Source organism: Deinococcus radiotolerans (assembly GCF_014647435.1).
In the GTDB taxonomy this organism is placed as follows: Bacteria; Deinococcota; Deinococci; order Deinococcales; family Deinococcaceae; genus Deinococcus; species Deinococcus radiotolerans.
Genome location: NZ_BMPE01000002.1, coordinates 428495 through 451480 on the forward strand (window position 1 = coordinate 428495; position 22986 = coordinate 451480).

General features: G+C 70.8%; 23 protein-coding genes. 12 read left to right on the plus strand and 11 right to left on the minus strand.

The window, feature by feature from the left end; genetic code table 11:
* Position 1 precedes the first annotated feature (1 nt).
* Positions 2-1450, plus strand: a complete 1449-nt coding sequence (locus tag IEY63_RS08000; protein ID WP_189068445.1) for an NADH-quinone oxidoreductase subunit N — start codon at positions 2-4, stop codon at positions 1448-1450.
* Positions 1451-1537: 87 nt separating this feature from the next.
* Here IEY63_RS08000 and IEY63_RS08005 read toward each other — a convergent pair whose 3' ends face one another.
* The gene (locus IEY63_RS08005) at positions 1538-3001 is read right to left on the minus strand and encodes a sensor domain-containing diguanylate cyclase (protein WP_189068446.1); all 1464 of its coding nucleotides are present in this window, start codon (positions 2999-3001) and stop codon (positions 1538-1540) included.
* Positions 3002-3180: 179 nt separating this feature from the next.
* On the opposite strand from IEY63_RS08005, the gene IEY63_RS08010 reads away from it, so the two are divergent.
* The 3 genes from IEY63_RS08010 (at position 3181) to IEY63_RS08020 (ending at position 6067) form a co-directional block, all read left to right on the plus strand.
* A complete protein-coding gene (locus tag IEY63_RS08010) occupies positions 3181-5073 on the plus strand; it encodes an ABC-F family ATP-binding cassette domain-containing protein (protein ID WP_189068447.1) in 1893 nt (630 codons plus the stop codon).
* Between the two features lie 100 nt (positions 5074-5173).
* A complete protein-coding gene (locus IEY63_RS08015; protein WP_189068448.1) occupies positions 5174-5683 on the plus strand; it encodes a hypothetical protein in 510 nt (169 codons plus the stop codon).
* Between the two features lie 198 nt (positions 5684-5881).
* Positions 5882-6067 carry a DUF1540 domain-containing protein gene (locus IEY63_RS08020; RefSeq protein ID WP_189068449.1) on the plus strand — a complete coding sequence of 62 codons (186 nt, stop codon included), beginning with the start codon at positions 5882-5884 and terminating at the stop codon, positions 6065-6067.
* 113 nt (positions 6068-6180) lie between these two features.
* On the opposite strand, the gene IEY63_RS08025 is transcribed toward IEY63_RS08020, so the two are convergent.
* The 4 genes from IEY63_RS08025 to IEY63_RS08040 all read right to left on the minus strand — a co-directional run bounded on the left by IEY63_RS08025 (position 6181) and on the right by IEY63_RS08040 (position 10346).
* On the minus strand, positions 6181-7038 hold the full coding sequence (locus IEY63_RS08025) for a phosphotransferase (protein ID WP_189068450.1): 858 nt from the start codon (positions 7036-7038) through the stop codon (positions 6181-6183).
* Positions 7028-7711, minus strand: a complete 684-nt coding sequence (locus tag IEY63_RS08030) for a nucleoside/nucleotide kinase family protein (RefSeq protein WP_229784563.1) — start codon at positions 7709-7711, stop codon at positions 7028-7030. The genes IEY63_RS08025 and IEY63_RS08030 overlap by 11 nt, the downstream gene beginning before the upstream one ends.
* Positions 7712-7862: 151 nt before the next feature.
* Positions 7863-9083, minus strand: coding sequence for a toxic anion resistance protein (locus tag IEY63_RS08035; RefSeq protein WP_189068451.1), 1221 nt, complete (start codon positions 9081-9083; stop codon positions 7863-7865).
* Between the two features lie 78 nt (positions 9084-9161).
* Positions 9162-10346, minus strand: coding sequence for an erythromycin esterase family protein (locus tag IEY63_RS08040; RefSeq protein WP_229784564.1), 1185 nt, complete (start codon positions 10344-10346; stop codon positions 9162-9164).
* 246 nt (positions 10347-10592) lie between these two features.
* On the opposite strand from IEY63_RS08040, the gene IEY63_RS08045 reads away from it, so the two are divergent.
* Positions 10593-11123 carry a GNAT family N-acetyltransferase gene (locus IEY63_RS08045; protein WP_189068452.1) on the plus strand — a complete coding sequence of 177 codons (531 nt, stop codon included), beginning with the start codon at positions 10593-10595 and terminating at the stop codon, positions 11121-11123.
* 53 nt (positions 11124-11176) lie between these two features.
* Here the strand turns inward: IEY63_RS08045 and IEY63_RS08050 are convergent, their stop codons facing one another.
* Positions 11177-11767: a FlgD immunoglobulin-like domain containing protein gene (locus IEY63_RS08050; RefSeq protein WP_189068453.1), complete on the minus strand. Its 591-nt coding sequence runs from the start codon at positions 11765-11767 to the stop codon at positions 11177-11179.
* 118 nt (positions 11768-11885) lie between these two features.
* Here IEY63_RS08050 and IEY63_RS08055 point away from each other — a divergent pair, with 118 nt between their 5' ends.
* The 4 genes from IEY63_RS08055 to rplT all read left to right on the plus strand — a co-directional run bounded on the left by IEY63_RS08055 (position 11886) and on the right by rplT (position 13575).
* Complete coding sequence (locus IEY63_RS08055) at positions 11886-12338, plus strand: DinB family protein (RefSeq protein ID WP_229784565.1); 453 nt, start codon at positions 11886-11888, stop codon at positions 12336-12338.
* An 8-nt stretch (positions 12339-12346) separates the two neighbouring features.
* Positions 12347-12610: a hypothetical protein gene (locus tag IEY63_RS08060; RefSeq protein ID WP_189068454.1), complete on the plus strand. Its 264-nt coding sequence runs from the start codon at positions 12347-12349 to the stop codon at positions 12608-12610.
* A gap of 405 nt (positions 12611-13015) precedes the next feature.
* Complete coding sequence (gene rpmI, locus IEY63_RS08065) at positions 13016-13216, plus strand: 50S ribosomal protein L35 (protein ID WP_046843284.1); 201 nt, start codon at positions 13016-13018, stop codon at positions 13214-13216.
* Positions 13217-13221: 5 nt separating this feature from the next.
* Positions 13222-13575, plus strand: coding sequence for a 50S ribosomal protein L20 (rplT, locus tag IEY63_RS08070; RefSeq protein WP_189068455.1), 354 nt, complete (start codon positions 13222-13224; stop codon positions 13573-13575).
* Positions 13576-13680: 105 nt separating this feature from the next.
* Here the strand turns inward: rplT and IEY63_RS08075 are convergent, their stop codons facing one another.
* Positions 13681-14373, minus strand: coding sequence for a GntR family transcriptional regulator (locus tag IEY63_RS08075; protein ID WP_189068456.1), 693 nt, complete (start codon positions 14371-14373; stop codon positions 13681-13683).
* Between the two features lie 151 nt (positions 14374-14524).
* Entirely contained in the window at positions 14525-15529 is a 1005-nt protein-coding gene (moaA, locus tag IEY63_RS08080; RefSeq protein WP_229784566.1) for a GTP 3',8-cyclase MoaA, read from the minus strand.
* 219 nt (positions 15530-15748) lie between these two features.
* Here moaA and IEY63_RS08085 point away from each other — a divergent pair, with 219 nt between their 5' ends.
* Together IEY63_RS08085 and IEY63_RS08090 are read left to right on the plus strand one after the other, a co-directional pair.
* A complete protein-coding gene (locus IEY63_RS08085) occupies positions 15749-16039 on the plus strand; it encodes a DUF485 domain-containing protein (RefSeq protein WP_189068458.1) in 291 nt (96 codons plus the stop codon).
* Positions 16036-17628: a solute symporter family protein gene (locus IEY63_RS08090; RefSeq protein ID WP_189068459.1), complete on the plus strand. Its 1593-nt coding sequence runs from the start codon at positions 16036-16038 to the stop codon at positions 17626-17628. The genes IEY63_RS08085 and IEY63_RS08090 overlap by 4 nt, the downstream gene beginning before the upstream one ends.
* Before the next feature lie 33 nt (positions 17629-17661).
* On the opposite strand, the gene IEY63_RS08095 is transcribed toward IEY63_RS08090, so the two are convergent.
* From IEY63_RS08095 to IEY63_RS08105, 3 genes are all read right to left on the minus strand, one after another.
* Positions 17662-19419, minus strand: a complete 1758-nt coding sequence (locus IEY63_RS08095) for a hypothetical protein (protein WP_189068460.1) — start codon at positions 19417-19419, stop codon at positions 17662-17664.
* A gap of 96 nt (positions 19420-19515) precedes the next feature.
* Positions 19516-20034, minus strand: a complete 519-nt coding sequence (locus IEY63_RS08100; RefSeq protein WP_189068461.1) for a GNAT family N-acetyltransferase — start codon at positions 20032-20034, stop codon at positions 19516-19518.
* A gap of 3 nt (positions 20035-20037) precedes the next feature.
* Entirely contained in the window at positions 20038-20640 is a 603-nt protein-coding gene (locus IEY63_RS08105) for a helix-turn-helix domain-containing protein (RefSeq protein ID WP_229784567.1), read from the minus strand.
* Positions 20641-20846: 206 nt separating this feature from the next.
* On the opposite strand from IEY63_RS08105, the gene acs reads away from it, so the two are divergent.
* Positions 20847-22805: an acetate--CoA ligase gene (gene acs / locus IEY63_RS08110; RefSeq protein ID WP_229784568.1), complete on the plus strand. Its 1959-nt coding sequence runs from the start codon at positions 20847-20849 to the stop codon at positions 22803-22805.
* Positions 22806-22986: the final 181 nt, after the last annotated feature.

The window sequence follows — 22986 nt, forward strand, 5'->3', positions numbered from 1 at the left end:
CATGCTGCAAGTCCCCGAAGCGTCCCTCACGCCTCTGCTGCCCATCCTGCTCGTCCTGGCTGGGGCGATCAGCAGCACCCTGCTGGGCTTCTGGCTCAGCCGCCGCACCCTGACGCTCATCAACATCGGTGCTGTGGTCGCGTCCGCCGTGAGCGTCGGCTGGCTGTGGAACCGCGACCTGTCCTCCTTCGGCGGCGGCCTGCGCGCTGACCACGCCGCGCTGCTGCTGGGTTTCGTGATCCTCGCCGGGACCCTGATGACGCTCCTCGTCACACTGGACACCGCGTGGCGCGCCCGCGTGTCCTTCCCCGAATTCGACGCGATGCTCATGTACGCCGTGACCGGCTGCCTGCTGATCGCGTTCAGTGGCGACCTGATCGTCATGCTGATCGGCCTGGAAATCATGAGCCTCAGCTCCTACGTCCTCGCCACCCTGCAGGGCTCACGCCGCGCGGAGGAAAGCGGCCTGAAGTACTTCCTGCTCGGCGCCGCCGGGAGCGCCGTGCTGATCTACGGCCTGGCGTTCGTGTACGGCGCGACCGGCAGCCTGAACTACGCCGCCATCGCCGAGAAGACCAGCACCCTGAACCCCGAGAACACCGGCATTCTGGTCGGCGGCGCGCTACTGATGCTGTGCGGCTTCGGCTTCAAGGTCGCCCTGGCGCCCTTCCACCAGTGGACGCCCGACGTGTACGGCGGCGCGCCCACCAGCGTCAGCCTGTTCCTGAGCACCGTCGTGAAGGTCGCCGCGTTCGCCGGGATGCTGCGTGTGTTCTCCGGCGCGCTGGAGAACGCCCCAGGCTGGCACTCCGTCCTGGCCGTCCTGATCGCCGCGACCCTGATCATTGGGAACCTCGCCGCGCTGCGCCAGACCAACTTCAAACGCATGCTGGCGTACTCCGCGGTCGCGCACACCGGCTTCCTGGGTATGGCGCTGCTGGGTACCCCGGCGGCGGGCGGCGCGGCCCTGGCGTACTACCTCCTCGTGTACACCCTGATGACCGCCGCTGCGCTGGCCATCGTGGCCGCCCTGCAACGCAGTGAGGACGGCTTCAGCGTCAACGACATGCGCGGCCTGTACTACCGCCACCCCGGGTACGCCGTCGCGCTGGCCGTCTGCCTCGCGTCCCTGGCGGGCCTGCCGCCCTTCGCGGGCTTCTTCGGGAAGTACCTGGTGTTCCAGGCGGCCTTCCAGAACGGCTACGCGTGGCTGAGCATCCTCGCCGCGCTCACCAGCGTCGCCGCACTCGTGTACTACCTGCGCCCCGGCATGCTCATGTTCATGCCCGACCGCACCCCCGCCCGCGAGTACGGCCTCGGACAGCGCGTCCCCACCACCCTGGCCGTCGCGCTGGGCGTGGCGGGCGTCACCGTGCTGGGCCTGCTGCCGAACCTGTGGTACGCCTTCGTGGCCCACCCGGACATCTGGGGCATGCTCGCCGGGCGGTAGGGCAGCCCATATCCTCTGAGCAGAAGAAGCCCGCCGTGCAGGACTGCGCGGCGGGCTTCTTCTGGCCGGTCCGGGTGGCCTACCCCTCTAGCCCCGCTGTTCGCGCTGGTACTTCACGCGGTAACGGCTGCGGCTGGCCGCCTCGACCAGATCCGTGGGCGTGTGAACGTCGTCGCCCGTGCGGGCCGCCCCGACGCTGGCGCGCAGGGGCAGGTCACGGTACTGCAGCTGATCCAGGGAGTCCTGGACGCGCTGCGCGAGTTCCGCAATCTCCTGCGCGCTCGCCTGATCCAGCAGCACCGCGAACTCGTCCGGGCCCCAGCGGAAGAACAGGTCCCCGCGGCGCTTCTGCCTCAGGACGCGCCCGGACAGGTCACGCAGCAGCTCGTCACCGGCGTGCGCGCCGTACAGTTCATTCACCTTCCGGAAGCCGCTCAGGTCGACCAGCAGCAGCCCCAGCGGCCGGGCGTGCCGGGTCGCCCAGCGCTGCTCCAGGGCGCGTGTGAACGCCAGGCGGTTCCCGAACCCCGTGAGGGGATCACGCAGCGCGAGGCTGCGCAGGTTCCACCAGCGTTCCAGGGCGACCAGGGCCGTCCCGATGATCGCGGCCAGGGACAGGGTCACGCCGGGCAGCAGGACACTCAGCAGCCACAGCGGCGCGGCGGCCAGCAGGGCCACGGTGGCCAGCGCGAACCCCCACAGGCCCCGCGCGAAGACCGCTCCGACCGCCATCAGGATGCTTAGCAGCGCGGTCAGCCAGGTGGGCAGGACCGTGATGGGCGTGCTCAGGAGGCTGGAGACGGCGCGCACCTGCACCTCGGCGCCCATCACGGGCTGGCCGCTCACGTCCCGCACGGTCTGACCGCCCGCGCCGCTGGCGGTCAGACCGATCAGCACCACCCGGCCCTGAATGTCGCCGTAGCGGACGTTGCCGTTCACGACGTCCCGGAAGGGAATGACCGGCAGGCGGTCCGGGTCGGGCGCGGCGTACCGCAGCGGGCGCGGCTGCGTGCTCAGGTCCACCCGGCGGCCCGCGGCGGCGGCCAGCTGCCACGCGAAGCTGGGCGTGAGCGTGCCGTCCGGGCCGGGGTACGCCGTCTGGTAACTGCGCACGACGCCGTCCGGGCTGACGTTCAGGGCGCTGATTCCGGTCGTGGCGCGCCGCCCAGGTGTCTGCGGCGGGGCTGCCTCGCCCGGCTGGGTGGCCAGCACGACGTTGGAGGCCTGCGCCGTGCCGTTCAGCGGCGCGCGGTCCGGCGTGGATGGGGGGAGCAGGTCCACGCCGATGGCCGCCGCGCCCGCCTGCTCCAGCGTGCCGAGCGCCTGACGGTACAGGTCCGGAGGCCAGCTGCTCACGTTTCCGTAGTCCCGCAGGGACGCGTCATCAATGCCGACCAGCACGACCCGCCGGTCCGTCGCGGCGGGCAGGGCGCGGTTCAGAGCGTCCTGCAACCTGGGGTTCTGCGGCGCGGCGAGCGCGAGCAGCGCGGCGAGGCTGGCCGCGACCGGCGCGGTGATCAGGGCCAGCGAGCGTTCAGCGGAGCGTGCCATGCGGGCCGCGTCCGTTCCTCGCGGCGCCCGGGCGGTCCGGGCTCACCGTGAGTCCGGAGTGGGGTGAAGCTGCGCGCCGCGTCATCGCTTCACAGTGTAAAAGGGAAATCTGACAGTTTTCCTCTGTCGTGCCCGGGCGCGCCGCCGCGGCGCATGTGGACCGCCCTATACTGCGGGGCGTGCTTGTTGCCGCCGTGGACGCCAGTAAGGAATATGGACCGCTGACCGTCCTGCAGGACGTGACCTTCGCCGTGCAGCCCGGCGACCGGGTGGGCCTCGTCGGGCGCAACGGGGCGGGGAAGAGCACGCTGCTGAAACTCCTGACCGGGCAGCTTCACCCCGACGGGGGCGCCGTGAAGCGCGCGCCGGGCGTGCGGGTGCGCTCCCTGCAGCAGGATCCGGTGTTCCCGCCGGGCGCGACGGTGGACAGCGTGCTGGACGCGGCCTTCCATGACCTGGATCAGCTGGAGGCGGAACTGAACGCGGCGGCCGAGGCCATGAGCAGCGGCACGCCCGAGAGCATCCTGCACCATGAGGAAGTGCTGGAGCACTACCAGCGGCGCGGTGGCTTTGAGCGGCGCAGCCGCAAGGACGCCGTGACCCTCGCGTTCGGTTTCCGGGGCCGCGAGACCGACCTGGCCGCCAGCCTCAGCGGCGGTGAGCGCACCCGGCTGGGCCTAGCGGCGCTGCTCGTCGAGAACCCGGACGTGCTGCTGCTGGACGAGCCGACCAACCACCTGGACATCGTGATGGTCGAGTGGCTGGAGGGCTTCCTGGGCCGCTACCCGGGCGCGGTGCTGGTGATCAGCCACGACCGCGCGTTCCTGGATACCGTCACCCGCGAGACCGCGTACCTGCGCGGCGGCACCATGAAGGTCTACGCCGGGAACTACACGACCTTCCGTGAGACGCTGGCCGCCGAACTGGAACAGCAGGCAGCGCGCTTCGCGGTGGAAAGCCGCCAGATCGCCTCCCTGCAGGCCAGCGCCGACCGCATGAAGATCTGGGGCCTGGGCATGAGCAAGCTCGCCCGGCGGGCCAAGGCCATGCAGGCTCGCGTGGACCGCATGCAGGCCCGCGCGACGAGCGCCCCGCCGCCCGAGCAGCGCACCACCCGCATCACCTTCCACGCGCCCGAGAGTGGCGAGGTCGTGCTGGACGCCCGGCACGTCACGCGGGTGCTGCCCGGCGGGCGGCAGCTGTTCCGGGACGTGAACGTGCAGATCCGCCAGGGCGAGCGCGTGGCGATCATCGGCCGCAACGGCGCGGGCAAGACCACCTTCCTGCGCACCCTGCTGGGCCTGGAACCGGGTGACGACCCGCGCACCCGCATCCTGACCGGGGCGCGCGTCACGGTGGGGTACTACGATCAGGCGCTGCGCGGCGTGGAACCCAGCGAGACGCTGTACGACGTGGCCCGCGCCTACACCCAGAAGGACCCGGAGGCGCACGATCTGCTGGGCACCTTCATGTTCCCGTACGACCAGCACGACAAGCAGGCGCGCATCCTCTCCGGCGGCGAGCGGGCGCGGCTGGCGCTGCTGAAACTCGCGCAGGAGGACCACAACCTCCTGATCATGGACGAGCCGACCAACCACCTCGACATGGAGATGGTCGAGGCGCTGGAAGCCGCGCTGGACGACTTCTCGGGCACGCTGGTGATGGTCAGTCACGACCGCGCGTTCATCGAGGGTCTCGCCGACCGCATCTGGCTGATCGAGGACGGGCAGTTCTACGAGTACCCCGGCTGGGAGGACTACAAGGCCAAGCACCGCACCGCCGCCGAACTGGAGGCTGAGGCGCTGGCCGCTGCGCCGAAAGTCAGCGCGAAACCCGCGGCACCAAAGGGCAAGGGCCTGTGGCACCTCAAGCGCGAGGTGGAGGCCATCGAGGCCGACATCGCCCGCCTGGAGGGAGAACTGGAGGCCGCGCAGGCCGCGCTGAGCGCTGCACCCGCCGACGCGGATTTCGTGGCGCTGGGTCAGGCCGCGCACGACCTGGAAGTGCAGCTGGAGGCGAAGATGGAGGCCTGGGGCGCCAAGCAGGCCGAGGTGGAAGCAAAAGGCGGCTGACCCTGGCGGCTGTACTGGCGGGGGCACGGTCTCGCTTCTCTGGACAGAGGGTCATGCGTCTCACGCGTCCAGCCCTATCCTGAGTCCGGAAGTCAGGATTATGACCAGCCCCCACCCCACCCCCCACGCGCCCGACGCCCTCACGCCCGATCCCGCGGCCGCCGCCCTGACCTGGGCCGCCGAGGCAGTCCTGGCCCACGCCCACCCCCGCGCCCCGCTGCGCCTGGACCGGGTCACGCTGGGCGGCGTCACGTACGCCTGCGCGCCCGACCCCGCCGCGCTGCGCCTGAACCGCGCGCTGGCCGAGGAGGTCGTCATGGTCGCCCTGGCCGCCGGGGAGGCCGCCGCACTGACCGGCACGCCCGCCCCCACCGCCGGCCGCGACGCCCGCCTGCTGCTCGACAGCGCCCTGACCGACCCGGACGAGCGCGAGACCCTCGACGCGTACCTGAGCGTCCTGCGGGGCCGCGCCCGCGCGCGGCTGCGCCGCGCCTGGAGTGAGGTGCAGGTTGTCGCTGCTGGCCTGCGCGAACACGGTGAACTGGACGCCGCGCAGGTCGCGTGGCGCGTCGCCTGCGCCCAGGGCATCCGCGCCACACTGCTGAACTAAACCGTGAGCGCCACCTGAAGCGTGTGTCCGGTTCAGCCGCGGCGGCCGCTCACTGAAAGCCCAGTGGCACCGGCTGCGGCGTGTGTTCTCCCCTAAGTGGAGTGGCACACTCCGGTTTTGAAGCCTCTCTTCACCTTGCAGCGTGCCTCACGGTCCAGGCCGCCCGGTCGGCGCAGGCTGAGCTTCACGGAGGTTCACATGGACAATGACAGCCAGAGCATGGTCAGCCGCTGCGACGCCACCACCTGCCGCTTCAATGACGACATGAACTGCACCGCCGGGCAGATTGAGGTCAGCCTGAGTGGCCAGACCGCGCACTGCCTCACCTTCGCGCCCACTGAGTCCATGAGCGACACCCAGAGCGTCAGCGCTGACAACCACTGAACCGCACGCGCAGGGGCGGCCTGTTCACGCCGAACAGTCCGCCTCTGCACCTCTGTGAACTTGAACCGGAGCCCGCGCCTCTCGGTCCTGCCCGCCCGGAGGTCCCGCACCGGTCACGCCAGGGGCACCAGATCGCCCGGTGGCAGGCGGCGCAGGCAGTCGCGCGCGAAGGTCACGGCCCGCTCCAGCGCCTGAGCGTGCCGGACGCGGGCTGCCCGGTGCTGGGCCAGCAGCAGCCCGAAGGCCGCCACGTCTTCGCTCCGGACTTCGCCTGCCGCGGCGGTGACGTGCGCCGCTGCGGCCCAGCCGTGGAAGAACGCGGCGCTGGCCAGATCCCACGCGAGCGGACCGCGCGCCGCGTCCCCGAAGTCCAGCAGCGCCAGCAGCCGCCCCCCACGCCACAGCAGCTGCCCACCATGCAGGTCCGTGTGCAGCGCCCCGACTGGACCGCGTACCGCCGCCCGGACCGCGTCCCGCTGCCCCTGAACAGGCCCGAGAAGTCCCGGGGCGGCCCGGATCAGCGCCTGATCAGCCAGAGCCGTCGGCCCCAGCGGCCACACGTCCGGCAGCCGTGAACGCACCCCGTCCTCCGGCGTGGCGGCCTCACCCCGCAGAGGTCCAGGCCGGTCCATCAGGCGCCCCCAGCCTGCACCGGGCAGGGCGTGCAGCGCGGCCAGCGCGCGGCCCAGGTCGGCCCACCCGGCTGGGGCCGGTGGGATGTCATCCCCGCGCAGGTGAGGCTCCAGCACCCAGGTCCGGCCATCCGGCGTGACGCCCTGACCCCGCACCGGCGCGGCCGGACTCCCCAGGGCCCGCTGTACCTCGGCCTGCATGATCAGCCGCGCCTCACCGCTGAGCGCGGCGCGCAGCACCCGCAGCCCGTCCGTGAAGACCACGCAGGTCGCGCCGCGCGCCAGGAACCGCGCCCCCGGCCCCAGCACCTCCCGCGCCACGTTCAGGTCAGCGCTCACGGGCCGCCACCACCCGGGGGGCCAGGAGGTCCGCATAGTCCAATACCACGCCCGCCTGGGCCTCCGGGGTCGCCTCGCGGAAGTACAGGCGGTTCCCTTCCACGTACCGGTGGTTGCTGTCCGCTGCGGGGTCAGGGGACCCGAAGCCCGGACCGCGCGCCGCGCCCCTCGGCACCGACACCCCGAACGGCACCCGCAGGAACACCGAGTCATGCCACCAACCGCGCAGTTCGGGGCGGTGCAGGAATAGGCCGTCCACGATCAGGACGCTGCCCGGCGTGGCCTCCTGTGCGGGCGCCGTCACGGGTTCATCGCGGGTCACGTCGAACACCTGCGCGCGGTACCGCTTGTGCCCGCCCGGCGAGAGGGGAGCGAGCACCTCGCGCTCCAGCGCCGCCAGATCGTACGAATCGCGGTAGAAACCCTCTGGCGACGTGCGCCCCCGCGCGTACCGGGCCGCGCGGGGCTGATGGAAGCCGTCCACGCTGACCCGGATCACCGGCCGGCCCAGCGCCTGCACCCGGCGGGCCAGTTCGTCCGCCAGGGTGGTCTTGCCCGCCCCGTCCACACCGTCCACCGCCACCCGCACGACCGGGTGGGCTGGGAGGGCCGCCCAGCGGGCCGCGAGCCACCCCAGAACAGCGTCCCGGTCCTGTGGATCCGGCGGGCTCACGGGGTCCAGCTCCGCCGGCCGGCGCGCACTGTCCCGGTCCAGTTCACTCATGGCCGCTGCCCGTCATGGGATCTCCCGGCGGGGCACCTATGCGGGCGGGCCCGGTTCAGGCCGGTGCCGGAACGGCCGCCCGCGACGGCTCTGATCCCGGTCAGAGTTTCAGGTCGCCTTTCTCGGTGACGTTCAGGCCCTGCGCGACCTCGCGCGCGGCGTTCTGGCGTTCGCGGTCCAGGTACGTCTGCGCCTGCGCGACCTCCTTGTCCAGCACGGTCATGGTCTCGCGGAAGCGGTCCAGGGCCTGCGTGCGGTACGCGCTGATGGCGTCCAGCGCGCCGTACACGTCCCGGAAAGCCGCCTGGATGATCTGCGGGTCCACGGTGGCGCTGCCCGCCTGCCGCTGGATCTCGGTGCTCTGCTGCTTCAGCAGCTGCGCGGTCGAGCTGATCATGCGCCCGGTCGTGTCGTTCAGCGCCGTGACCTGCCCCAGCACCGCCTGCTGCGTGCCGAGCGCCTGCGAGACCATCAGCGCGGTTTTCAGGGCGCTGACGGTGGTGGTCGTGGCGCGGTCCACGCCCTTGATGAGTTCCATGTTGTTGCGCCGCACGAGGTCCAGTGCCAGGTACCCCTGGATGCTGACCGCCAGCTGCGTCAGGAGGTCCGTGACGCGCTGGCGCACCGCGAACAGCAGCTCCTCGCTGACCATCCGGGCCTTCTCCGGATCGGTGCCCTGCAACTCGGTCAGGCGGCGGGTCAGGGCCTCGTCCACGGCCTTGCCGACGTGCGCGTACTGCCGGAGCTTCTGCATGGTGTCCCACAGGTGCACCTTCTCCGTCTCGATGGTGGCGTTGTCGCGGCGCAGCTCATCCTGCCCGCGGTACAGGGCCTCCAGAATGCCGTTCAGGTGCGACTGCGCACTCTGGTAGCGGTCGAGGTGGTTCTGCACCTTCTTCCCGCCGGGGAGTTTCCCGAACAGGCGCCGCGGCGTGGGCGCGCGGCTGGGGTCTAGGTCCTCCACGGTGCGGCGCAGGTCCGTCAGGCCGCGCAGGATGTCACTGCCCTCCGCGAGCGCCCCGGCCCGCGTGGCCCGCAGCGGGCGGTCCAGCATGCGGTTGCTGCTCTGCGCCGCGGCGCGCTGTTCGGGCAGGCCCAGCTCGTGCACGGCGTCCAGCTTGCGTTTGAATTCCGGGCTGTGCGCGCCTGCACTCAGCACGTCCTGCGCGAAGGCCTGCGCCATCGCCTCCAGCCGCGCGCGGTCCTCGGGCGAGAGGGGCACCATCTCGGGTGCCTGCTGGGCCTGCACGCTGGGCACCGCCTCCGGCGCTTTCAGCATTGAATCGGGCGGCGTCAGCGGGCCGGGAGTTCCATCACTCATGCCCCCATTACGCGCCCCCGGCGCGTGAGGTTGCATCCGGCAAAAGGCGCATCCGGCCCGGGGCGCCCCAGTACTGCCCTACAGGCCGCTGGGCGCCGTGTCCGGCAGCTCGCCGTCCGGCACGGCGCCGGCCCCGTCATCCAGTGGCGTCAGGGCGCGGGTCTGCGCGAAGTGCACCAGCGCGTCGTACATCTCGGCCGGGCGCGTGGTCAGGTAATGACTGTGCCGCTCGGTGTCCGGCCGGTACACCACCCCGATGAACCGCTGCAACTGTTCCGGCCACGCGGCGCCGCGCAGGTCCAGCCAGCAGGCAGGCAGCCCGGCGGCCTGCACCTGCGCTTCCAGGCTGCCCGGCAGGGCCGGACGCACCACCCGGACCTGCCCCGGCTGATCCCAGTCGTGCGCGGCAAACACCGTCCCTGCGTACGTCGTCTGGCCCACGATGAACGTCTCGCGCGGCCAGCGCTCCCGCGTCAGCTGGCCCAGGTTCAGTTCGCCGTGCTGGATGCCCATCGCGCTGCCCCGCGCGTCCCCCAGGTGCGAGTTGTGCGCCCACACCACCGTGCGCGCGCCCCCCAGATGCCCGTCCAGCGCCTCCAGCGTCTCGGCCATGTGCTGATCACGGATGTTCCACGACTCCCGCCCCCGGAACATCGCCCGGTAGTACCGCTCGGCGTTCCGCGCCAGCCGCGCGTTCTGCTCGGCGTAGAAGTGCTCATCCTCGGCCAGCAGGTCACCGTCCAGGCCGCGGCCCTGCAATTCCACCAGCTGCTGCGCCGCCTGCTGCTCGCACGGTTCCGCCGCGCCCAGGCCCGTCACGTACCCGCACGCCTGCGGGTCCGGGCCGAACAGCTCAAAGCACCCGTAGCGGTCCCGCGCACGCGCCGCCGCCGCCGGATCGGTCTCCTCCAGGTACGCCACCACGGCGTGCATGCTGCGGTGCAGGCTGTACAGGTCCAGCCCGTACAGGCCCGTCTGCGCCTGCGGGTGCCGGGCGTTGTGCGCCCGCAGCCACGTCACGAACGCCTCGACCGCCGTGTTGCGCCACATCCAGCGGGGAAACCGCTGAAAGTCCCCCAGCGCCTCACGTGCGCTGCGGTCATCGCCCTGCCCGCGTACGAAGCGGTTCACGCGGTACGCGTCGGGCCAGTCGGCCTCCACGGCCACTGCGGCGACGCCGCCCTGCTCGATCAACCGCTGCGTCAGCTGCGCGCGCCACCGGTAGAACTCCTCCGTGCCGTGGGACGCCTCGCCGATCAGCACGAACCGCGCAGATCCGATCCGCTCCAGCAGCGCGTCCAGACTGCCCGGCTCGTTCAGGTCAACCGGCGACAGGGCCGCGCCGGCAGGCCCCTGGGCGTGACTGGGGGGAAGGAACCGGTTATGCTTTTCAGTTCACCCTGCCCGGGTGGGCCGCGCATGACGGCCGGCTCAAGGCCCAGTCCATCCCCCGGGCCGCGTGGTCAGCTGCGGCCCACCCGGGGCCACCCGCCCGCTACGCTGACCGGCATGCCGACCCTGACCCTGCGGGCCCTCCAGCCGGACGACCTGCCGACCTTCCACCGCTGGCTGCACGCAGAGCGCGACCCCGAGTGGCAGCGCTGGGACGCTCCTTACTTCCACGCCGGGCGGCCGCAGAAGGAGCCCCTGCCCTTCGAGGCCTACCGTGAGCAGATGCTCAGCCGCCCGGACAGCCCGCACCTGCGCGTGGTGGCGCTGGACGGCGCTGCTATCGGGCAGGTCAGCCGCGCCGAGGAGGCCCCGGCGGGCGGCGGCTGGTGGGATCTGGGGGTCCTGATCTTCGATCCCGGACACTGGGGCGGCGGGCTGGGCACGCAGGCGCTGCGGCTGTGGGCCGAGGCGACCTTCGCCCAGACAGACGCGCACGTACTGACCCTGACCACCTGGAGTGGCAACGAACGCCTGATCCGCGCGGCGGCCCGGGTAGGCTTCCGGGAATGCGCGCGCATCCCGCAGGCGCGCGCGTGGGCAGGCCGGCGCTGGGACAGCGTGAAACTCGCCCAGCTGCGCGGGGAGTGAACCGGGCAGGGGGGCGCGGCGTTGGTCTGCCGCGCCCCCCTGCTGAACTGGAATCAGTTCTCGATGGTGACTGGGAAGTCCTCCGCCATGACGCGCACGCCCGCGCCGCTGAACACCGCGCGGATGGTGTATTCCCCGGCGGGCAGGGCCTTCCCAGCGCTGTCTCGGCCGTCCCAGCGGATGTCCTGCACGTCCATCGTCTCGCCCGGCGCTACGTCCGTGATCACCAGCTGCATGGTGCACACGGTGTCCGTGGGGTTGGCCCGCACGACCTTGCCGCTCGTGTCCAGCACCTCGAAGCGCACGTCGCACGCCCCGTGCTGCAACTTGATCGCCTGCTCACCCTGGTTCGTCAGCGTGAACGTCCAGGTGGTCGCCTGACCCACCCGCAGGCTGCCCGGGCCGCTCAGGTTGGCGCTGTGAGGGGCGCTCAGGACGGGATTCGTCATTGGCAGCGTGCTGGCGCCCGCGGCCGGGGCGGCGGGTGTGGTGGGCGCCGGGGTGGTCGGCGCAGGCGTGATGGGGGCCGGGGTGCTGGGCGCGCTGCTCTTGGGCGGCAGGGCCGGAATGTTGAAGATCGTCGTCTGCGCCTGGGCCAGCGAGGACGACAGGACAGCGGCAGTCAGCAGAGTACGCAGGGTCATGCTCCTACTGTTCGTCACGGCACCTGACGCTGCGTGAGGCCCGCTGAAGGAAACGTGAGGATTCACCCGCCCACGCCGCATGGACCGGTCCCAGGCCCAACTGGGTATGCTGCCGGGCATGAACCGCAGCGCCGTCCTTGCCCGCACCTTCCAGGCCCACCGCTCCGCCCTGCTTGACCTGCTCGAGCAGCTGCCCGAGGAGCAGGGCACGTTCGCCGCGTGGGACGGCGGCATGAGCTTCATCGGACTGTCCGACCACCTGTCAGCCAGCGCGGACCGCTTCCTGAACATGCTGCAGGGCCAGGCGCCCGGGGCAGCGCCCGCACCCAGCGCCACGCTGACCGAGGCGCGCGGCCGCCTGTGGGACTCGCAGGAGCGGGCCCTGGCATCCATCAGCGCCCTGTCGGATGAGGACCTGTCGCGCCGCGTTCCGGCCTTCGGGGGCCGCGAGATGCCGGTCGCGGCGCTGATCGACACGATCATCACGCACGAGGCGCACCACAAGGGGCAGGTGTGGCTGATGGCCCGCATGATCGGCGTGAAGCCCCCCATGTTCATCAAGATGGGCTGAGGCGGCGCGTGGACGCGCTACTGCTGACCCTGCTGATGTGCGGCTTCGTCTGGGCGCTGCTGCACTTCACGCGGAACCTGCGCCGACCGGACCAGGGGGAAGGGCGGCGGGCCGAGCGGGCGCTGGAGGAGGAACTGCTGCGCCTGACGCGGGGCAACCGGGGTGCCATCGAGCGGGGCGTGACCGCGCAGCGCCGTCAGCACCCGCAGGCCAGCCGCGCCGAATTGCTGCGCCGGGTACGCGACGAGTACGTCCGCGACCGCAGCCGCTGACCCTCCTGCCGAGGGTGCAGCTGGCAGGAGGCGTCTGCTACAGGCCGCCCGCTGCGGCCCTTCATTCCTTACTTTCAGGCCCAGCGCCTGCCCCTGTGGGCGCCCGTGGGTCCGAAGAACAGGATTCCCGCAAGGAGACGTGACCGGCGCTGATCCAGGGCAGTCCGGGCGGCAGCGTCACCCGCGGCGCGTTCCCGGACCTGCGGGTCGGGTGTCCACGACCCTGGACTTCAGCGCGGCCGGCGCCTTGACCACCCCCGGCACGCCCGCGTAGAATGCTCTCTTGGTCAAGCGGGGCAGGGCGACCAACAGCCACAAGCGGCGCGTGAGTGCCCGCCCAGGCGGCCCGAACCCCAGACGGAAGCCGTCTCAGACGAGCGACCGGACTACGAAGGAGGCATGCACATGCCCAAGATGAAGACACTGAAAGCGGCCAGCCGCCGGGTGAAGATCACCGGGACCGGCAAGGTCATGGCGTTCAAGAGTGGCAAGCGTCACCAGAACACCGGCAAGAGCGGCAACGAGATCCGCGGTAAAGGCAAGGGCTTCGTCCTCGCCAAGAGTGAATGGGCCCGCATGAAACTCATGCTGCCGAAGGGGAAGTGAAGTAGATGCCTCGCGCCAAAACCGGTATCATCCGTCGCCGCCGTCACAAGAAGGTCCTGAAGCGCGCCAAGGGCTTCTGGGGCTCCCGCAGCAAGCAGTACCGTAACGCGTTCCAGACCCTGCTGAACGCCGCGACCTACGAGTACCGCGACCGCCGCAACAAGAAGCGTGACTTCCGCCGCCTGTGGATCCAGCGTATCAACGCCGGCGCCCGCCTGCACGGCATGAACTACAGCACCTTCATCGGTGGCCTGAAAAAGGCGAACATCGACCTGAACCGTAAGGTGCTGGCCGACATCGCCGCGCGCGAACCCGAGGCCTTCAAGGCCCTCGTGGACGCCGCCAAGAACGGCAAGTAAGAAGGACCTGAACGCCCGCGCTCCCCGTGAGCGCGGCGTTCTTTAGGTCTGAAACGGTTACGGGCCAGGAGTCAGATCCTGGCCCGTAACCGTTGCCCCGTCGGTTCAGGGTTCGAAGGTGTCCTGGAAGGCGTAGCGGTCGCCGCGCACCCAGTAGTTCACGTAGCTGGCGCGTTTCTGGCCGCTGTAGGTGGTGCGGCGCAGCAGGAACGCGGCGGTGCCCAGCGGCACGCGCAGCAGGTCCGCTTCCTCCTGGCGGAGATTGACGGCCTCAAGGTTCTGCTCGACGCGTTGCAGCGGCACGCCCAGGCTGATCATGATCTCGTGGATGCTCTCGGCACCGAGGTTGTGATCGAGCAGGTTCGGCACGAGGTTGCCGTTGATGTAGCGTTTCTCGATGACGAGCGCTTCATCCCCGGCGGTGCGCAGGCGATGCACGAAGATGACGGGGTCACCGGGCTGGATCTGGAGGACGATGGCGATCTCCGGGGTGGCCTCGATCTGCATGGCGCGCAGCACGGTGGTGCGGTGGTCGGGGTGGCGGGCCCATTCCTTGAAGGGGCGCACGCGGAACATGCCCTGGCGGAAGCGTTTGCCGGTGGGGAAGGTGCCGGCGCCCTGCACGCGGTACACGTAGCCTTCGCGTTCAAGTTCGTCAATGGCGCGGCGGGCGGTCATGCGCGAGACTTCAAATTCCCGGGCGAGTTGCGGTTCGCTGGGGAGGGGGAGCCCCTCGGCGTAATGGCCGCCGAGCAGGCGGTCTTTCAGGGTCGTCTTGATGAGCGGGTACTTCGCCATGCATCCCTCCGGGCGTTCCGCTGGCGGGCGGTGCCTTGTTCATCTTAAGGTTAGTGTCCAGAGTACACAAGCTTGTCTAGCTGTCACACGGGTCGGGACAACGAGCGTTAGGCACGCTGAGGGGCCACCCAACCTATCAAATTGCAGGTAATCAGCCCCCAATATGCGACATTTCGACCTTCGGCCGCAGGGCCGCCGTGGCCTCCCCACGCTCCTCACTGTAGCGGTCCTGGCGGCCGCCCCACACGCCCGCAATCAGCTCCCGCAGCGCCGCGTCCGAGGCGCCGCCCCGCAGCGCCGCGCGCAGGTCCGTCCCGCCCGACGCGAACAGACAGGTGTACAGCACCCCCACCGCCGAGATCCGCGCCCGCGAACAGTCCCCGCAGAAGGGGGCTGTGACCGAACTGATCAATCCCACCTCGCGGCCCTCGGGATCGGCGTAGCGGGACGCCACCTCGCCCCGGCACTCCGCGCGCACCGGCTGGAAGTGACCGGCCCCCGCCTCGCCGCCCAACCGCGCCAGGACCTCCCGGCTGGGCACCACGCTGTCCAGATTCCAGCCGTTGTGGTTCCCGACATCCATGAACTCGATGAAGCGCACCGGGGCCAGGTCGCGCAGCGCCAGCCACAGCTCACGCAGCCCCGCGTCGTTCACGCCGCGCTGCACCACCGTGTTCACCTTCACGCCCAGCCCCGCCGTCAGGGCCGCCTCGATTCCGTCCATGACCTTCTGCGGGTGCGTGCCCAGGCCGTTCATGCGCCCGAACACCTCCGGGTCGAGGCTGTCGATGCTGACCGTCACGCGCCGCAGGCCCGCCGCCTTCAGGTCTGCCGCCACCCGCGGCAGCAGCAGGCCGTTCGTGGTCATCGCCAAGTCCTCCACGTCCGGAATGGCCGCCAGCGCCGCAATCAGGGTCGGCAGGTCACGCCGCAGGGTCGGCTCGCCGCCTGTGACCCGCAGCTTGCGCACGCCCAGCGTCACGAACGCGCGGGCCAGCCGCTCGATCTCCTCGAAACTCAGCAGCTCAGCGCGCGGTAGGAAGGCGTAATCCGGCCCGAACACGTCCGCCGGCATGCAGTACGTGCAGCGTAGGTTGCAGCGGTCCGTGACGCTGATGCGCAGGTCGCGCAGGGGCCTTCCCAGCAGGTCGAGCATTCCCCGCAGGATAGCGGGCGCCGGGTGGGAACTTGGCGGGACGCTTCGCAATTCATGGGCCGCCGCCCTGTACCGCGCGCGGGAACGCGAAACGTGCACCGGGTGCATTGAGCTGGGGCCGTCCTGCGGATACGCTGAACGCAACAGCCACAATTTTTTCGCGCCTCAAACGAACCGCTCGTTTGCCCACCGCTTCACACCCTTCCCCCGGAGGTCGTTATGACGGTATCCAGCGCTCCACCCGCCCCGCGCAACGCCGCGTACCAGCAACTGGTCGCGCAGCGCAACGCCTTTACCCTCACCATGACGCTGACGTTCCTGGTGCTGTACTTCCTGCTGCCCGTCCTGGCCGGGTACAACAAGCCCCTGATGGCGCAGAAGGTCTTCGGGAACGTCACCTTCGGGTACGTCCTGGCCTTCGCGGAATTCGTGATGGGCTGGGTCATGGCGTACATCTACGTGGTCAAGGCCCGCACCTTCGACCGGCTGGCGCAGGAGGCCCGCGCGTGACCTTCCTGCTCGCCGCGATCATCGTGGCCATCACGCTGGCCGTGACCTTCTGGGCCAGCAAGCGCAACACCAGCGCCGGGGACTTCTACGTCGCGGGCGGCCGCATCAGCGCCACCCAGAACGGCATCGCCATCGCCGGGGACTACATGAGCGCCGCGTCATTCCTGGGTATTACCGGACTCATCGCCCTGAACGGCTACGACGGGTTCATGTACTCCGTCGGGTGGTTCATCGCGTACCTGACCGTGCTGTTCATCGTGGCTGAACCGCTGCGCAACCTCGGCAAGTACACCCTGGCCGACATGCTCGTGTACCGCCTGAAAGACCCCCGCGTGCGCACCTACGCCGCCGTGAGCACCATCGTGATCAGCACCTTCTACATGATCGCGCAGGTCGTCGGTGCCGGTTCCCTGATCAGCCTGCTCTCCAAGGGCGCCATCAGCGCCGACCTCGCCATTCCGCTCGTCGGCGTGCTGATGATCATCTACGTCGTGGTGGGCGGCATGCTCGCCACGACCTGGGTGCAGATCATCAAGGCCATGCTGCTGATGTTCGCCACCATCGTCATGACCATCCTGATCCTCAGCCGGTTCGGCTTCAGCTTCAGCACCCTGCTGGGGCAGGTGGAAGCCAAGAACGGCGCGGAATTCCTGGGCGCGGGCGTGAAGTACAAAAACCCCATCGACCTGATCAGCCTGTGCCTGGCCCTGGTGCTCGGCACCGCCGGGCTGCCGCACATCCTGGTGCGCTTTTTCACCGTGCCCACCGCGCAGGACGCCCGCAAGAGCGTCGTGTGGGCCATGGTGCTCATCGGCGCGTTCTACGTCATGACCGCCTTCATGGGCAACGCCGCCAACGCCCTGCTCGGCAAGGACGCCATCGTGGCCGCCAACGCCGCCGGAAACATGGCCGCCCCCCTGCTCGCCGAGAACCTCTTCGGTGGGGCGGGCACCCTGGGCGGCGAGTTCGGCCTGGCCTTCGTGACCGCCGTGGCCTTCGCCACCATCCTCGCGGTCGTCGCGGGCCTCACCATCAGCGCGTCCACAAGCTTCACGCACGACATCTACAACGGTGTCCTGAAAGGCGGACAGGCCAGCGAGAAGGACCAGTTCCGCGTCGCCCGCCTCGCCACCGTCGCCGTGGGCATCGCCGCGATCCTGCTGGGCCTCGCCGCGAAAACCCAGAACGTCGCCTTCCTGGTCGCGCTGGCCTTCGCGCTGGCCGCCAGTGCCAACCTGCCGGTCATCCTGTTCACGCTGTTCTGGCGCCGCTTCAACGCCACCGGCGCCATGTGGGGCATCGTGGGCGGCATCCTGTTCACGCTGCTGCTCATCGCCATCAGCCCCAACATCATGAAGATCGACCCCGACACGCTGACCACCGGCCGCCACCTGATCCAGGCCAACGCGATCTTCCCGCTGGAAAACCCCGGCATCATCAGCATTCCCGCCGGATTCCTGTTCGCGTACCTGGGCACCCTGATCGGCGCCCGCCGCCACACCCCCGAAGACGACCGCATCTTCGAGGACATGCAGTTCCGCGCGTACACCGGCGCCGGCGTGGACGGCACCGTCGCCGCGCACGATTGAACCCGCACGCCACCACACTGACCGTCACGCGAGCTACAGCGTGACGGTCAGTGTGTTCGGCCCCTGCCGCCGCGCCCGGTACTGCTCGGCGTCCGCGGCGTCCACCAGCAGATTGGGTCCCTGAATGAACCCGCGGCCCACCAGGCCCGCCGCGACTGTCACCGCTCCCCGTAACTCTGCCACGCCCCAGTCATACGCGCCGATCTGCTCGATCAGTCGGTCCAGCGGATGCCGGGCTTCCTGCGGCGGCGTATCCGGGAAGACCACCAGGAACTTGAACCGGTCGAAGCGGGCCACCGTGTCCATGCTGCGCACCTGGCCCTCCAGCACGCGCGCCACGGCACTCATCACGTTGTTCAGGAACAGGTCGGCCGCGCCCTCGCGGGGCGGGGCGCTGACCTCCACCCCCACCATGGCCACCGACAGCGGCGTCTTCAGGCGCGCGCAGCGGGTGTAGTGCAGGTTCAGGATCTCCAGCCCGAACTCACGGGAGTGCGCGCCACTCTCGGCGTCCCGCATGCCGCTGTTCCGCCAGCGCTCCGCCAGGAGCTGCGTGGCGGCCAGCCGCGTGGTGGCGTCCTGCACGGCGTGCTCCAGCAGGCGCTGCGTGTCCCGCCGCGCGCGGCGACTGGCCAGCGCCTCCTGCGCGTCCCGCAGGGCGCCCTCCACGAGCCGGTCCTGGCGTGCCTGCGCGTCCTGCTGACGCTGCGCGGCGTCCGCCCAGGCACGCAGCTGCGCGGCCGTCTCCTCCGGGTCGCGCTGCGCTTCGGCCAGGTCGGCCAGGGCCAGGTGGGCGCGGGCGACCAGCGCGGGCCGCTGCCGGTCCAGACCGGACCGCAGCGCCCACGTCAGGTGCTCCCGGGCCTCCTGCGCCCGGCCCTGCGCGGCGGCGTGCGCGGCCAGCCGCAGGAGCGTCTCGCCGTGCTGGTCGGGCCAGTCGTCCTCCGTTAGGGGCAGGCTGCGGCGCAGCAGGGCGTGCGCCGCGGGCGCGTCCCCCTGCGCGTCGTGCACGGCAGCGCGGGCGTCCAGCAGCGCCGCGTGCAGGTCCGGCCGGTCCAGCCGCTCGGTCAGGGTCAGCGCGGCGTCCAGGAAGCGGGCGGCGCGCCCCGGATCGCCGCTGGCGGCGTAGGCGCGGCCCAGGCCCCCCAGCGAGCGGGCCTGCTCGGCGCTGCCCTCACCGTGCGTGAGGTGTCCCGCGGCCCGCAGGTGTTCCAGCGCCGCGGCGGGCTGCCCGGCCTCCAGCGCCAGTTCTCCCAGGGCCAGCAGCGCCGGCGCGACCTGCGCGCGCCCGTCATGCCGGTCCGCGAGGTCCAGGGCCCGCGTGAAGGCTTCATGCGCCCGGCCCGGACTGTGCAGCCCACGCAGGAGCAGCCCCGCCCGGGTGCGCAGCGCCTGCTCCTGCGCCGGCTGGCCGGTCTCCTCGGCCAGGGCAGCGGCGCGCAGCACCGCCACGAGCTGCTCCAGCGGGTCGCTCAGCAGCTCGGCCTCCCGGGCGGCGCACGCGAGTTCCTGCGGGACGTCCCCCAGCTGCTCGAAGCGCGCCGCGGCGGCCCGCACCAGCGCCAGCGCCTCCGGACCCTCCTGCAGGAGGGCGAGGCGCAGTTCCGCGCGGGCGGTGCGGGCCGGGTCGTTCAGGCTACTGGCCAGCGCGCGGGCCTGCTCGGCCAGATCCACCTGTTCCGCGCGGGGGTGCGGCTGCGCCGAGAGGTCCAGCAGCGCGTCCACCCGCTGCGGGCCGGGCGCGCGGGGCAGCAGCGCCTCGAAAGGTTGAAGGGACGGGGGCAGCTCCATCAACGGCCCCGCGCGCGGCTGGTTGTGAACGGCATGCCCCACACTAACGGTCCGGTTGGGCCGCGGCAACGGCTGCACGGGTTCAGGCCCGCGCCGTCAGAGCCGCCGGTAGTACAGGCGCGTGCCTGTCAGGCCCCCGTGGGGTTTCAGGGCGTAATCCGGGATCTCCCCGGCGAACACGTACCCGGCGCGTTCGTACAGGCCTGACGCGCCGCCCTCGCTGGCGGTGTCCAGCACCAGCAGCGTCCGCCCGTGCGCGCGGGCCAGCGCCTCGGCCTCGCGCAGCAGGGTCAGGGCCAGCCCGCGCCCCCGAGCGGCTGGGGCAGTCATCATCTTGGCGATCTCGGCGCGGTGCGGCTGGTTGGGCGGGCAGTCCAGGATCAGCGTGACGGTGGACAGCAGCTGCGTGCCCTGCCACGCGCCCAGCACGACCCGCTCGCCGCGTGCGGCGGCAGCCAGCGAACCCGCCCAGAACGCGCGGGCCTGCGCCGGGTCCAGAGGATGCATGAAACTGACCGAGCCCCCAGCCGCGACGGTGGCGATCAGCAGGTCGCTCAGGGCGTCCAGGGTGACAGGCGTGTTACCCAGCGGCTCGATACGGACGGCGTCGGTCATGGGTTACCTCCGGGCGAGAAAGACGGCATACATGCAGGGCTGACCTGCGGGATTCTCGAAGGTCACGTCGCAGGGCGTCCCGAAGCCCAGGGTGTCGCCCGCCGCGAGATCCCAGGTCAGATCCGGCGCGCGACGCTCGGTCAGGCGCAGTTCACCCGACTGCACCCACACCAGCTGCTGAATGTGCGCGTATGAACTGGCGGGCAGCGTCACGCTCGCCCCAGCTGGGAGGGTGACCTGCACGGCCTCCAGCGGGTGCGTGGGCGCGGCGAACAGCTGGCGGCGGGTGTACCCGGTGTCGGGGTCACGCCACTCGGGCTGCTGCGCGGCGCGCGACAGGCGTTCGTGCTCCCGCGCCCCGGCACCCTCGGCGCGCAGGAGCAGCCCGGCCAGGGTCAGGTCGAACGCCCCGGCCAGGCGCAGCAGCGTGACGGCGGTGGGGCTCATCTCGCCGCGCTCGATGCGGCTCACGGCGGCTTTCGACACGCCGGCGCGCCGCGCGAGGGTCGCCTGCGTCCAGCCGCGCGCCTCCCGTTCCGCTGTGATCTGCCGGGCCAGCCGCCCGGCGGCCTCAGCGGCCGCGACTTCAGCTGCGTTGCTGATCATGGTCATATGTTGATTCTTCGCAACGCAGGTGGTGCATGTCAACTTTCAGCCTGGCTGCTTGCACTGGGTCCAGTACCGCCGCGGTACCCGCGTAAGCAGCCCACCCGGAATCCCACCTTCACGCGAGTACAGTGAAGGCCACACACAGCCCAACCCTGCGCCCGGGGCCACACCGGCGGCCCCAGCCCCTCACCCGGAGGTGTCCCATGACCCAGACCCCCACCCAGGCCAATGACCACATCGACGCGATGCTGCACGAGAACCGCGTGATCGAACCCAGCGCCGCCTTCCGCGCGCAGGCCCGCATGACCCGCGATGACTACGAGCGCCTCTACCGCCAGAGCCTCGATGACCCCGACACCTTCTGGGGCAACGTGGCCGGGGAACTCCACTGGTTCACTCCCTGGACGCAGGTGCTCGACTGGCAGCCCCCCCACGCACAGTGGTTCGTGAACGGGCAGACGAACATTGCCTTCAACGCTCTGGACCGCAACGTCGCGCGCGGGCTGGGCAGCAAGGCGGCGATCATCTGGGAAGCCGAGGACGGCGAGGTCCGCACCTTCACCTACGCGCAGCTGCTGCGCGAGGTGAAGAAGGCCGCGAACGCCCTGCGCGACCTGGGCGTGCAGGCCGGCGACCGCGTCACCCTCTACCTGCCCCTGACGCCCGAGGCGGCCATCGCCATGCTCGCCTGCGCCCGCATCGGCGCCGTGCACTCCGTCGTATTCGGCGGCTTCTCCGTGAACGCCCTGGCCGACCGGATCAACGACGCGCAGAGCAAAGTCCTGATCACCGCCGACGCCGGGCAGCGGCGCGGCTCCCTGGTGAACCTCAAGGCGAACGCCGACGAGGCCGCGAAACTCACCCCCAGCCTCGAGAAGATCCTCGTCGTGTGCCGCGCCGACTGCGACGCCCCCATGCAGGAGGGCCGCGACGTCTGGTGGCATGACGCCCTGAACGCCGCCAGCGACGAGCACGACGCGCTGCCTGTGGACAGCGAACACCCCCTGTTCGTGCTGTACACGTCGGGCAGCACCGGCAAACCCAAGGGCGTGCAGCACACCACCGGCGGGTACATGGTCGGCACGTACCTGACCACCCAGACCGTCTTCGACCTGAAAGACGACGACATCTACTGGTGCACCGCCGACGTCGGCTGGATCACCGGCCACAGCTACAGCGTGTACGGTCCCCTCCTGAACGGCGCGACCGTCCTCATGTACGAGGGCGCGCCCAACCACCCTGACTGGGGCCGCTTCTGGCACCTGATCCAGAAGCACCGCGTCACGATCCTGTACACCGCGCCCACCGCCATCCGCTCCTTCATGCGCCAGGGCGACGCCATCCCCGCCGCGTACGACCTGAGCAGCCTGCGCCTGCTCGGCTCGGTCGGGGAACCCATCAACCCCGAAGCGTGGATGTGGTACTGGCGCACCATCGGCGGCGAACGCTGCCCCGTCGTGGACACCTGGTGGCAGACCGAGACCGGCTCGATCATGCTCACCACCCTCCCGGGCGCGCACGCCAGCAAACCCGGCAGCGCGGGCCTCCCCATGTTCGGCGTGGAGCCCGCCATCATGACCCACCAGGGCGAGGAACTCGGCCCCGACGACGGCGGCCTGCTGGTCCTCAAACGCCCCTGGCCCAGCATGCTGCGCACCGTGTACGGCGACGACGACCGCTACCGCAAGACCTACTGGGGTGAGATTGACGGCGTGTACTTCGCCGGGGACGGCGCCCGCCGCGACGCGGATGGGTACGTCACCGTCATCGGCCGCGTGGACGACGTCCTGAACGTCAGCGGCCACCGCCTGGGCACCATGGAGATCGAATCCGCCCTCGTCGCCCACCCCAGCGTCGCCGAGGCCGCCGTGGTCGGCAAACCCGACGACGTGAAAGGTGAAAGTGTTGTCGCGTTCGTGCTCCCCCAGAGCGGCCACACGGTCGACCCCAAGGAGCTGCGGGCCCACGTCAGCCGTGAGATCGGCGCCCTCGCCCGCCCAGACGCCATCTACGTCGCCGACGCGCTGCCCAAGACCCGCAGCGGGAAGATCATGCGCCGCTTCCTGAGGCAGGTCGCCGCGGGCAAGGAGATCCAGGGCGACACCAGCACCCTGGAAGACCCCGGCGTGCTCGACCGGCTGGCCGCGACGGAACCCGTGTAAAGCGGGTCAGCGGGCCGCGATACCGCCACGGCTGGGGTGTCGCGGCCCTCTGCTAAATTCACGTGGCGCTGACCGAGTACTCCGGCGCGTTCGCCCGCAATTCTAGGTGATCCCTGCCTGACTACCCTTCAAAACGGGACATGAGTGTGCTCAAGTTGCGCCAGGATGCGCCGGACGGATG